The sequence below is a fragment of the Acinetobacter sp. neg1 genome, from assembly GCF_000788125.1.
GTDB lineage: Bacteria > Pseudomonadota > Gammaproteobacteria > Pseudomonadales > Moraxellaceae > Acinetobacter > Acinetobacter vivianii.
In genome coordinates, this window is sequence record NZ_JSZD01000012.1 from 1 (window position 1) to 11706 (window position 11706).

At 42.8% G+C, this 11706-nt stretch carries 10 protein-coding genes and 1 rRNA gene; 8 read left to right on the forward strand and 3 right to left on the reverse strand.

Annotated elements, in window-relative coordinates:
- From rrf to PJ15_RS08475, 3 genes are all read left to right on the forward strand, one after another.
- Positions 1 to 92, forward strand: a 5S ribosomal RNA gene (gene rrf / locus PJ15_RS18210); the annotation flags it as partial.
- Positions 93 to 287: 195 nt separating this feature from the next.
- Positions 288 to 890, forward strand: coding sequence for an HNH endonuclease (locus PJ15_RS08470; protein ID WP_047429796.1), 603 nt, complete (start codon positions 288 to 290; stop codon positions 888 to 890).
- Positions 891 to 1037: 147 nt separating this feature from the next.
- Positions 1038 to 1349 carry an ankyrin repeat domain-containing protein gene (locus PJ15_RS08475; RefSeq protein ID WP_047429799.1) on the forward strand — a complete coding sequence of 104 codons (312 nt, stop codon included), beginning with the start codon at positions 1038 to 1040 and terminating at the stop codon, positions 1347 to 1349.
- A gap of 289 nt (positions 1350 to 1638) precedes the next feature.
- Here PJ15_RS08475 and PJ15_RS08480 read toward each other — a convergent pair whose 3' ends face one another.
- Positions 1639 to 2334 carry a TIGR04219 family outer membrane beta-barrel protein gene (locus tag PJ15_RS08480; protein ID WP_047429801.1) on the reverse strand — a complete coding sequence of 232 codons (696 nt, stop codon included), beginning with the start codon at positions 2332 to 2334 and terminating at the stop codon, positions 1639 to 1641.
- A gap of 132 nt (positions 2335 to 2466) precedes the next feature.
- On the opposite strand from PJ15_RS08480, the gene PJ15_RS08485 reads away from it, so the two are divergent.
- The 3 genes from PJ15_RS08485 to PJ15_RS18355 all read left to right on the forward strand — a co-directional run bounded on the left by PJ15_RS08485 (position 2467) and on the right by PJ15_RS18355 (position 5913).
- Positions 2467 to 3909 carry an aldehyde dehydrogenase family protein gene (locus PJ15_RS08485; protein WP_047429804.1) on the forward strand — a complete coding sequence of 481 codons (1443 nt, stop codon included), beginning with the start codon at positions 2467 to 2469 and terminating at the stop codon, positions 3907 to 3909.
- A 371-nt stretch (positions 3910 to 4280) separates the two neighbouring features.
- Positions 4281 to 5759 carry a sodium-dependent transporter gene (locus tag PJ15_RS08490; protein WP_047429807.1) on the forward strand — a complete coding sequence of 493 codons (1479 nt, stop codon included), beginning with the start codon at positions 4281 to 4283 and terminating at the stop codon, positions 5757 to 5759.
- A gap of 10 nt (positions 5760 to 5769) precedes the next feature.
- Positions 5770 to 5913 carry a methionine/alanine import family NSS transporter small subunit gene (locus PJ15_RS18355; RefSeq protein WP_004776428.1) on the forward strand — a complete coding sequence of 48 codons (144 nt, stop codon included), beginning with the start codon at positions 5770 to 5772 and terminating at the stop codon, positions 5911 to 5913.
- A gap of 49 nt (positions 5914 to 5962) precedes the next feature.
- Here the strand turns inward: PJ15_RS18355 and rsmB are convergent, their stop codons facing one another.
- Both rsmB and fmt read right to left on the reverse strand, forming a co-directional pair.
- Positions 5963 to 7261 carry a 16S rRNA (cytosine(967)-C(5))-methyltransferase RsmB gene (gene rsmB / locus PJ15_RS08495; protein WP_047429810.1) on the reverse strand — a complete coding sequence of 433 codons (1299 nt, stop codon included), beginning with the start codon at positions 7259 to 7261 and terminating at the stop codon, positions 5963 to 5965.
- Positions 7258 to 8220 (reverse strand): methionyl-tRNA formyltransferase, encoded by a 963-nt coding sequence (fmt, locus tag PJ15_RS08500; RefSeq protein ID WP_047429813.1) that lies wholly within the window; start codon positions 8218 to 8220, stop codon positions 7258 to 7260. The genes rsmB and fmt overlap by 4 nt, the downstream gene beginning before the upstream one ends.
- A gap of 210 nt (positions 8221 to 8430) precedes the next feature.
- Between fmt and ilvD the strand changes: the two genes are divergently transcribed.
- Together ilvD and PJ15_RS08510 are read left to right on the forward strand one after the other, a co-directional pair.
- Entirely contained in the window at positions 8431 to 10260 is a 1830-nt protein-coding gene (gene ilvD, locus PJ15_RS08505; RefSeq protein WP_047429814.1) for a dihydroxy-acid dehydratase, read from the forward strand.
- Between the two features lie 143 nt (positions 10261 to 10403).
- On the forward strand, positions 10404 to 11693 hold the full coding sequence (locus PJ15_RS08510; protein WP_047429817.1) for a hypothetical protein: 1290 nt from the start codon (positions 10404 to 10406) through the stop codon (positions 11691 to 11693).
- Positions 11694 to 11706: the final 13 nt, after the last annotated feature.

Consider the following 11706-nt stretch of genomic DNA (forward strand, 5'->3'; position numbering starts at 1 on the left):
ACCACCTGATCCCTTCCCGAACTCAGAAGTGAAACCTCTTAGCGCTGATGGTAGTGTGGCACTTGCCATGTGAGAGTAAGTCATCGCCAGCTTTTAAATCTAAACACCCCCTCCGCTAACGCAGAGGGGGTGTTTTTTTGCGCGCGGAATTTTGTATATCCACTTATTTTGATTAGATTTGACTAAAAATACTTCATACTCTTCTTTTTCTTGCTTAAGATAACAATTTGAATAGAGCAGCTTTTTCCCTTACTTGCTCATGCTGAATTTACATATTAGGCGATAATATGAGACATTCTCTACGACAACCAATTAAAGAATTAGAACTTGCAGCAAAGTTATTGGATGCAGCAGCGGATGCATTCATTTTAAAAAATTACCGACTCGCTAATTTATTGATAGTTGAAGCAAATTTTCCTGAAATTACCGAATATGCGCAAAGTATAGTTGGAAAGCTGAGTTTTGATATCCATCGACAAACAAATTTACCAAAGCGACTTCCTATTTCAATGCGCGATCCAACTAGAATGCCATCTCAAGTAGAGCAAAATGTAATATTTTTAAGAGATGGATGGCGTTGCCGATTTTGCGGAATAAAAGTTATCTCGAGACAAGCAAGAACAATTTTCTCGAACGTATTTAAAATAGAGAAGCACTGGATAAGTATTAAATCTCAAAGAAACTCCGCATTGTACGCTTTAGCATCTTCATTAGATCACATAGATCCATATGGGCGTGGTGGAAAGAATGAGCAGTCTAACTTTGTTACGGCATGCTATTGCTGTCAATTTGGTCGAGGTGATTTTACTCTTGCGGAGATTGAGGTTTTAAACCCGTTAGACAGAATGCCAATAGTTGACGATTGGGATGGTCTTACAAGAGTATTATAATGGTCACCAAATACTCTCCTGTCTGAAGGATGATCTTGATAAGTCGTGGCGAGAGTGTAAGTATTATTTGAGAATGGAAATTTAATCGTAGATACACTACCAAATTTAAGTTTTAATTGTGGTTAGTACTAAAACGGGTCATTCATTATGAAACTCAACACTTTCTCTCCGCTCCCTGAAAATGATGACGAACTGCATTTGCCTGAACTGGTGTATTGGGCATCTTTAGGTGATGAGGAACAAGTCGAGCAGCTATTGGTAGAGGGAATAGATCCGAACCAGACCGATGATGAAGGTTATAGCGCGTTACAGGCGGCTGCCGAGAATGATCATTTAGCGGTAGTAAAGCTGTTAGTGAGTAAAGGTGCAAATGTGGCTTATAAGAGCGAATATACAGCGCTACAGCTTGCAGAAATGGCGGAGCATAGTGAAGTGATTGCCTACCTAAAAAGTCTTTAAAATACAGATAAAAATGATAGATAAAAAGAAGCCCCGTCATCCTGACGGGGCTTCTTCATATTCAGCTTATGTCGTTGATATCCTATTAACGACCACTTCCTGTGCGTCTTATTATTCTCAATGAGACTTCCTGTCTCTCTATGATTTGTATAATAGGCGAAAAGTTGAGTTAGGGATATTCGCCAATGGCTGCGATCTGTGTACGTTTTGGCGTACATGAATGAGGAAGAAGTCATTTTCCATAAAAAAACGGAATCATAAAATTCCGTTTTTTTATATATTTTAGGTCTTAGAAATGTACATCTAAGCCAATATAAGGACCTTTAAAGTTAAATTTAAGGTCATTTTTTTCATAGTCATCTAGCTTGATATCCAAAATACGGTAGCCTGCTTTCAGACCAACATCAACCAGTAGATTGTCGATAAAGTTGTATTGTAATTCTGCTTGAGCATCCGTGATTTTGGCATCATTAAAGTTGCTATATAAGAGTTCTGCTTTCGCGCTCAAGCCTGTAAATGGCAGTTTTACCCCCGCCGATCCATAGATCACAGGTACAGTTTTATCGATATCTGTTTTGCTGATGTTGAGAGTTTTGACATCACCATTTAAGTTCGTTGCCCCTAAACCGACATCAGCATTTACAATCGTATCTAAAATTTCATAGTATAAAATGAAATCGGTATGATCGATGTTGAGGTCGTAAACAGGTTGACCTGCAACTTTATTATCCGTTTCTGTTTTTAAATTTACATAACGGATTTTTGCATTGGGAATCAATGGAATTGGATGCTCAACAGCAAGGGATACTTGAGCTGAACCTTTACGTTTAAGATCCTGATCAGGCGCAGCGCTTTGGTCGGCCATATTGGCTTCGCCATTGTAGTTCCAGTAGCTGAGGTCGCCTTTAACACCAATAACATCGGCTTGCGCCAGACCGCAAATGCTCGCTCCTAAAGCAAGCATTGATATTTTTAATAATTTCATTGCATTATCCTAATTAATATCGAAAACAGTAATGAATTGTTGTGAATTCACCTATGAATGGGCGAATCATATAGTGATCTTGGTAAATATGCAGTAGTCTAATTTTAAATTTTTATAAAGGAATAAATAATAATGACGGATAAACAAAGTGTGGTGGATTATCCGCTTTATGTGGCTGGGAAAGCCGTTACAACAGGTCAATGGCTTGAAGTCCATGATAAGTATAATAATACTGTTTATGCACGAGTCGCATTGGCCGATGCTAAAGTGCTTGAAAAAGCAATATCGGCTTCGGTGAAGGCTGAAGCTGAGATGGCAGCCTTAAAACCGTTTCAAAAACAAAAAATCTTACTGCATTGTGTAAAGCGTTTTAATGAACTGCGGGATGAGCTGACCGAGATTCTGATTGCAGAAGGTGGCAAGCCACGTGGTGCAGCAAGTGCTGAAGTAGAACGTTTAATTAATACTTTTCAGTTGGCCGCAGATGCGGTGACGCAGCTCGATGATGGGCAATTAATCCCTTTGGCGGTCACACCCGCTGCCGCGCAGTTTCGTGGCATGGTGAAGCATGTACCGATTGGTGCGGTTTCTTTAATTAGTCCATTTAATTTTCCTCTCAATCTGGTGGCACATAAGATTGCACCTGCGATTGCAGCGGGTTGTCCTTTTGTGTTGAAGCCTGCCAGTTTTACCCCGATCAGTGCCTTAAAGATTGCGGCCGTCTTGGCTGAAACGGATTTGCCGAAAGGTTCTTGGTCGATATTGCCTTGTAATCGTGAGGCAGCAGATATTTTAGTCACCGATGATCGTTTTAAATTACTCAGCTTTACGGGTTCAGATCAGGTCGGTTGGGATATGAAGGCGCGGGCAGGTCGCAAGAAAGTCACGCTGGAACTCGGTGGTAATGCAGCAGTCCTGATTGATGCGGATACAAGTATTGATGATGCCTTGGTTGATCGCTTGATAAGTGCTGCTTATGGGCATGCAGGGCAGGTCTGTATCAGTGTGCAACGAATTTTAGTGCATGCAGATATTTATGCTGAGCTGAAAAAGAAACTCATCGCCAAACTGAAAAAAATTAAAGCCGATGATCCTGCTTTAAGTACCACATTGGTTGGCCCGATGATTAAAGAGGCGGAAGCATTACGCTTAAAAAAATGGATTGATAAGGCTGAGAAGAAAGGGGCGAAAGTCCTGCTTGGTGGTAGTTTACAAGGTGTTTTGTTTGAACCTGTGTTACTGGAAAATGTCGATGCCAAGCTGGAAATTTATAAAGATGAAGCTTTTGGCCCAGTGGCCATTTTAGAAAAATTTAAGGAATTTGAGCAGGGAATCGCGACCATTAATCAAAGCCGCTTTGGTTTGCAGGCAGGCATCTATACGCAAAATCTCAATAAAATGCTGTATGCATGGGATCATCTGGATGTGGGCGGTGTCATCATTAATGATGTCCCGACGTTCCGCGTCGATAATATGCCTTATGGGGGCGTAAAAGATTCTGGTTTAGGTCGCGAAGGCATCCATTCAGCTATCCGTGATATGCAAGAACAAAGACTTTTAGCAATTAAGCAATAGAGGAGGAAAAGCGTGGTGAGGATTTGGCTTGCCTGTTTTATGTACTTGATTTTTATAGATTGACTGCAAGGTCAAATTTACAGGCAGTTGAAAAATAATCAATTGTTCTGAAAAGCTGATATTTTCTTGCAGAATTTACAGTAAAAATAAATAAAAACAGGTATTGTTCGGCTATTAAAAGCAGAAAAACAATGCCCAATCTTTAAGGAAGATGGTTTGGTTTTTTGTTTGTTTGGTCTTGAAAATAAGAAGCTCACAAGGTTGAAGTTTCATCCAAACAAAACAAGATTTTTTATGGCATTTTCATGTCTGTTGGATAATAAAAAACTGAAAGCAGCATGGAAGGTCAGCAGGACAAATTTAGGTGTTTTATGGCAGATTCTCGTGAAAACTGGACATCACGATCTGGTTTTATTATTGCAGCTGTTGGTTCAGCTGTAGGTTTAGGTAATATCTGGCGGTTCCCGTATGTCGCTTATGAAAATGGCGGCGGAGCGTTTCTTATCCCTTATTTACTGGCGTTGATTACCGCTGGTTTACCACTTCTCTTTTTAGACTATGCCACAGGTCATCGTGCGCGTAACTCTCCACCAAAAGCGTATCGTGCGTTATTCAAAGGTGGCGAGACGCTAGGTTGGTGGCAAGTCTGTGTGTGTATCATCATCGGTTTGTACTATGCCAGCGTACTGACGTGGGCGGGGAGTTATGTGTACTTCTCGATTGGTCAGGCATGGGGCAGTGATCCTGAAAGTTTCTTCTTCAATACGTATTTGCAGACCTCGAAAGCGACAGGCTTTGATCTACAATTCGTGAGTCATTTGTTCTGGCCAATTGTTGGGATCTGGGCGCTCACTTTAATCATTTTATATGGCGGCGTTAAAAAAGGCGTTGAATTATCGAATAAGATTTTCATGCCATTACTCTTCGTTCTATTTACCATTTTGGTGATTCAGTCATTACGTTTACCGGGTGCGGCAGAGGGCTTAAATGCATTCTTTACCCCGAACTGGTCTGCGATGATGAATTATAAAGTGTGGTTAGCGGCTTATGGTCATACTTTCTTCTCGCTGTCAGTTGGCTTCGGGATCATGGTGACTTATGCCTCTTATCTCAAACCAAAAACCAACTTAACGGGTTCTGGCTTGATCGTTGGCTTTGCCAATGCATCAACTGAAATCTTGGCAGGTATTGGTATCTTTGCTGCGTTGGGCTTTATGGCGCATACTGCTGGTAAAGAAGTACACGATGTCGTAAGTGGTGGTATTGGTTTAGCGTTTATCGCTTTCCCGAAAATCATTTCAAGCTTAGGTGCTGGTGCTGACTTATTTGGCTTATTGTTCTTCTCATCACTCTTCGTTGCGGGTATTTCTTCAATGGTGAGTATTCTGGAAGTGCCAATTGCAGCAATGCAGGATAAGTTGAAATGGGGTCGTACTAAAGCCGTAACCATTATTGGTGGTGGTAGTGCGCTAGTTTCAGTCATCCTATTTTCAAGTGTGAATGCGATTAAACTGGTTGATATCGTGGATCACTTCATCAATAACATCGGTATTATTGGTGGTGCGTTGATTTCAATTATTAGTATTGCCTGGTTTAAACGTTCTGCCTTGCGTGAACTGCGTGATCACGTGAACCGTATTTCGACCATTCAATTAGGCAAAGGCTGGGATTTCACCTTAACCGTAATTACATCGTTGATCTTGTTAACGACTTTAAGCATGACCGTGTTTAATCTGGTGAAAAACGGTTACGATAGTTATAGCATGAGCTTACAAGGTATATTTGGATGGGGCTGCGTAATCTTCTGTGCTGTCGTTGCACTTGTACTCAGTAGAATCAAAGATCGCTAGGAGAGCCGATATGAATACTTCAGCAATTGTGATGATGATCATTTCAATGGTATTTTTATGGGGCGGATTGGCTTTATCGATTCTGCATCTGATGAAAAATCCAGAAGAACTTGATGATGTTCTGGAAGAAGTGAAAGATCATCATACGCTTTAAAAAACAGATTCAAAAAAAGCAGGCCTAAAGCCTGCTTTTTTTATTTTGCTTAAGCTAGTTTCTTAATTCGGCAATAATAGAAACCATCGCCTGATTGTGCAGAAGGAAGTAATTGACGACCATAGTGCTGTTCAATGCCCCAATCCGCTTCAATTTTGATTTCTTCGGCATTTGCATGTTCCGCAAAGAAAGCCGCCATTTGTTGCTCATTTTCAGCTTTTAGAATCGAGCAGGTGATATACAGCAAAGTACCGCCAACTTTGAGTTGTTGCCACATCTGCTGCAAAATCTGTTGCTGTAAGGCCACCGTTTGCGCGATATCGGTTGATTGTCTTAACAGACGAATATCGGGATGGCGACGAATCACACCTGTTGCAGAACAAGGCGCATCCAAGACGATACAATCGACGGGTTCTGGTGTCTGCCAAGTGGTCGCATCAGCGGTAATAATCTCGACATTGTTGTCATTTAAGGCAAGACGTTCTAAATTTTCAGAAACACGCAATAAACGTTTGGCATCATGATCAAGCGCAATCAGTTTTTGAGGAGTAAAGCGCTCAAGAATGTGCGCAGTTTTGCCACCTGGTGCAGCACAGGCATCGACAACAACTTTATTATCTAAGTTCGGTAAAAGCGTCGCGCACAATTGGGCATGTTCATCCTGAACCGAAAAACCACCTTCTTCAAAACCTGGTAAATGGGTAATATTGCCCGTTTGCTCGAGAACAATACCAACATCTGAAAGCGTGCAAGGACGAGCATCAATCTGCTCTTCGTCCAAAATCTCTAAATATTCGTTACGACTGACTTGGCGTTCGTTGATGCGCAGGGTCAGTGGTGCGACTTGTTTTAAGGCTTGGCATAGAGACTCTGCTTGCTCAGGCCAATCTTTTTTAAGTCGCTTGAATAACCAGCTTGGTAAACCATGCGTATTATTCAATGCTGTTTCAAATTCAGTTGTTTCACGTGAAACACGACGCAGAATCGCATTGACCAAACCACTCATTGGCTCAAAACCGAGTTGCTTAGAAGCATTCACCGTTTCTGAAATCGCCGCATGTACAGGAATACGTGTACATAAAATTTGATATAAACCAAGATATAAACAACTTTCTAGCGCTTCATTGTCTAACGGTTTTGTCAGCAATGGCAGGGTAATTGCTTTTAAAGAAAACCATTGGCGTAAACAGCCTAAAGTAAGTTCGTGATATAAACCACGGTCACGTTCAGAAACGATATTGATATGTTGATTCAGAACAGAAGACAAAGATTGCCCATTTTGAACGGCCAAAAGTGTTTTGACCACTTGTGCACGTAGATTTAAATTTTTTGTAGATGATTGGCTCATGGGAGAATTTGTCCAATATGCAATTTTTGAGTTTGGGCAATTTGTACAGGATTTAGGGCTTTAGCACCTGGCCATTGCAGACTGGTGAGGCACACCGCGGTATTGTCGCCGCAGGCAACGTGAACGCCTTGTTTATCAATCGCAAGGATCTCACCGCTTTGTGCATCAGTTTTTTGATGTTGAGAAAGCATGGAACCCCAGACACGTAAGGCACTGCTTTCATCCAGTTGAATAAACGCCACAGGCCACGGATTGAAGGCACGGATATTACGGTCGATTTGTACCGCATTCTGGCTCCAGTCAATACGTGCTTCTGCTTTCACCAGTTTGTGTGCATAGACCGTCAGCGCTTCATCTTGTACTTCACGTTTTTCAATGAATTCCTGTAAGCTTTGTTCGGATTCAAGCACGGTACAAATCGCTTCGGCGCCTTGATCTGCCAGTTTATCGTGTAAGCTGGCAGAAGTATCTTCGGCTGTGATTGGACAATAGGTTTTATACATCATGTCGCCCGTATCCAGACCAGCAGCCATTTGCATGATGGTGATGCCTGTTTCAGCATCGCCTGTCGCAATGGCACGTTGGATCGGTGCAGCACCACGCCAGCGTGGCAGTAATGAACCGTGAATATTTAAACAGCCATATTTCGGGGTATCCAAAACTGCTTGTGGCAAGATCAGGCCATAAGCGGCCACGACCATGACATCTGCGCCAAGGGCTGCAAGTTCTTGTCGAGCTGCCAAGCCTTCTTCTGTCGATGCTTTAAAATTCAAAGGCTGATAAACCGGTAAACCGTGTTCAAGTGCTAACTGTTTAACAGGAGAGGGGGTGAGTTTTTGCCCACGGCCTGCTTTACGGTCAGGCTGGGTATAAACCGCAATGATCTGGTGTGATGTTTTTAATAATGCCGCCAATGCGGTTGCCGCAAATTCAGGCGTACCAGCAAAAATGATTTTCACAAAGACAATCCAACTAAAACTTGCTTCAAATTATAAGCGAAAAAGTGATGAGTCCCTAATTAGGTGGATTAATTGCTTTTGTACAAAAAAAGATAGGCCTGTTGGTCATCTGTTAAACGATAACTTGTAGTATGATGCAGAGAGCTCAGTATCATTTCGCCAGAGCGAATGTCCTATTCGTCTCGAGCACAAACTTGTTGGGAATACAAAATGCCTGATTATCGTTCAAAAACATCAACACATGGAAGAAATATGGCGGGCGCGCGTGGTTTATGGCGTGCGACCGGTATGAAAGATGAAGATTTTGGCAAGCCAATTATTGCGGTGGTCAACTCATTTACCCAGTTTGTTCCAGGTCACGTGCATCTCAAAGATTTAGGTCAACTTGTTGCGAGAGAAATTGAAGCGTCTGGTGGTGTGGCAAAAGAATTTAATACCATTGCGGTCGATGACGGTATTGCAATGGGTCATGACGGGATGCTGTATTCACTGCCATCACGTGATTTGATTGCCGATTCGGTTGAATACATGGTCAATGCACACTGCGCCGATGCGATGGTGTGTATTTCGAACTGTGACAAGATCACACCGGGAATGTTGATGGCAGCAATGCGCCTGAATATCCCTGTGGTGTTCGTGTCTGGCGGGCCAATGGAAGCGGGTAAAGTGAAATTCCGTGGCGATGAAAAGGCCATTGATCTGGTTGATGCTATGGTGGTTGCAGCCGATGAAAGCTATACCGATGAAGAAGTTCAGGCTTTTGAACGTTCAGCATGTCCAACCTGTGGTTCATGTTCTGGTATGTTCACCGCGAATTCAATGAACTGTTTAACTGAAGCATTGGGCCTATCTTTACCGGGTAATGGTTCAATCGTGGCAACGCATGCCAACCGTGAGAAGCTATTCTTGAAAGCTGGTCGTTTAGTGGTTGAACTGGCAAAACGTTATTATGAACAAAATGATGACAGCATTTTGCCACGTTCAATTGCAACCAAGGCGGCATTTGAAAATGCGATGACGCTTGATATTGCAATGGGCGGTTCAACCAATACCGTATTGCATTTACTTGCAGCGGCGCACGAAGCCGAAGTTGATTTCACCATGGATGATATCGACCGTTTGTCTCGTCAGGTTCCAGTATTGTCAAAAGTTGCACCAGCAAAACAAGACGTACATATGGAAGATGTACACCGTGCGGGCGGGATCATGGCGATTTTGGGTGAGCTGGATCGTGCCAACTTGCTGAATACGTCATGCCCAACTGTACATGAACCAACGTTAAAACATGCTTTGGACAAGTGGGATATTATCCGTACCGAAGATGCTGATGTTTACGAATTCTATCGTTCATCACCGGGCGGTATTCCAACGCAGGTCGCGTTCTCGCAAAACCGTTATTATTCAACTCTAGATGGTGACCGTGAGAAAGGCGTAATTCGTAATGCTGAACATGCTTTCTCTAAAGATGGTGGTCTGGCTGTGCTTTACGGCAATATCGCATTAGATGGCTGTATCGTAAAAACCGCAGGTGTGGATGAATCAATTCTGAAATTCACGGGTACAGCACGCGTTTTTGAAAGTCAGGATGCGGCAGTAGAAGCGATTCTGGATCATAAAATCGTGGCAGGCGATATCGTAGTCATTCGCTACGAAGGCCCACGTGGTGGACCGGGTATGCAGGAAATGTTGTACCCAACCAGTTACCTGAAATCGAAAGGTTTGGGTAAAGACTGTGCCTTGATTACCGATGGTCGTTTCTCTGGCGGTTCTTCAGGCCTGTCGATTGGTCACGTTTCTCCAGAAGCGGCTGAGGGTGGTGCAATTGGTTTGGTTGAAGATGGCGATACCATTCAGATTGATATTCCAAACCGTACCATTCACTTGGATATCGATGATGCGACTATGGCGCATCGCCGTACAGTTCAGGACGCGAAAGGCTGGCATCCTGCGGAAGAACGTAAACGTAAAGTGTCTAAGTCATTGAAGATTTACGCAATGCATTCGACCAGCGCAGCCAAAGGCGCAGTACGAGTTTTGTAATCCCTTTGAGTCCCTCTTTCAATTAAGGGGGACTTTTGTCTCATTTTATAAGATACTGAACATACTTATTGGCTCACCTGTTCTGACTCAGGTTTGAGCAAACTTACCCATATCTCAATTTATGACCATTAGAGGCTATCGACATGTCTTTGTTACGTCGTTGGTTTGATCCCATACGATCGAGTTGGTTCTACCAGAAACCTTCTCGTCAAGCGGAATTACCTACGGAACAGGGTTTAAGTATTTACCTACGTCTAGACGATGTTTATAGCTATCTTGCGGTGCAAGAGCTTGATCAGCTCAATGAAATCCTGAGTGATGAACTCAAACCCTTAAAAGTCATTATTTCGAGGCAAGATGCAGAGCCTCCGAATGGCATGTCCAAGCAAGACTGGCAAAGCTACTGTTTAAATGATGCGAAGATCCTTGCCAAGCAGCATCGCTTTGGTTTCGATGAAACCCCTGAAATACCGAGTGCAGAAGCATTACAACAAGCAGAAACAATTCTAAGAAATACCCCCCTCAGAGAACAAAACTTCTTACATTTGCTTGAAGATGTCTTCCACATGTTGTGGCAGCAGCAATATGGTAAATTGCGTACCTTATATGCAATGGCCTCCCAGCATCAAAAACCACAAAATTATCCCGAGCGTATTTTCAAAGATGTACCTGTGATCGCCAGTTATTTTGAATTTGGTGAACGTAAATATCAGGCGGTTGATGACTTACTTCGTCTGACACGCCGTTTAAAACAACAGAAATTACTGACTGGCAATCCGATTTTCCTGATCAACCATATCGAGTGGCGCGAGCATTTAATTAACGATGGTGAGGCTTTGGCAGAAGTGCAGGCCTTGCATCCGGAACTGGATCTGTATATCGCGCTTGAAGACCCGATGAGCTGGTTATTATTGGCTTATATCAAGGAAGAACTGGCCAATTATTATAATATCCAGTTGAAGGTTTATCCGCTCAGTTATCACGGTCGAGACTGGTTTGACTGGAGTCTGGCAACCCGTGTCTCGAAACGGACACAGGTCGCATTTACCCCATTCTGCCGACCAACCAGAGAAGCCACTTATGAAATGGCACGACTGTTTTATAGTGTGCCAGAAGAGCAGCAAGTCGACGGTATCCATGAGATTCTGGAATCGGTCTGGACACAAGGCAAAGACCTGTCATTTAAAGCCCATTTTCAACGAATGCAGAGACGGTTGGGCATTGAACAGGTGACCGAACAGGATATCGACGCACAGTTAAAACAAAATGATGAATTGTGCCAGCAGAAGCATCAGCCTGATTTCCCTGTATTGGAGTTAAGGATTGATGGACACAGCTATGTCTTCAATAGTCTGTATCGAGTCTGGATGATTGAAAGTATTCTCAGTAATGTGCTGGAAGAAAAATATAAAATGGCCTCAACTTTTGATTGAGGCTTGCTCCCAA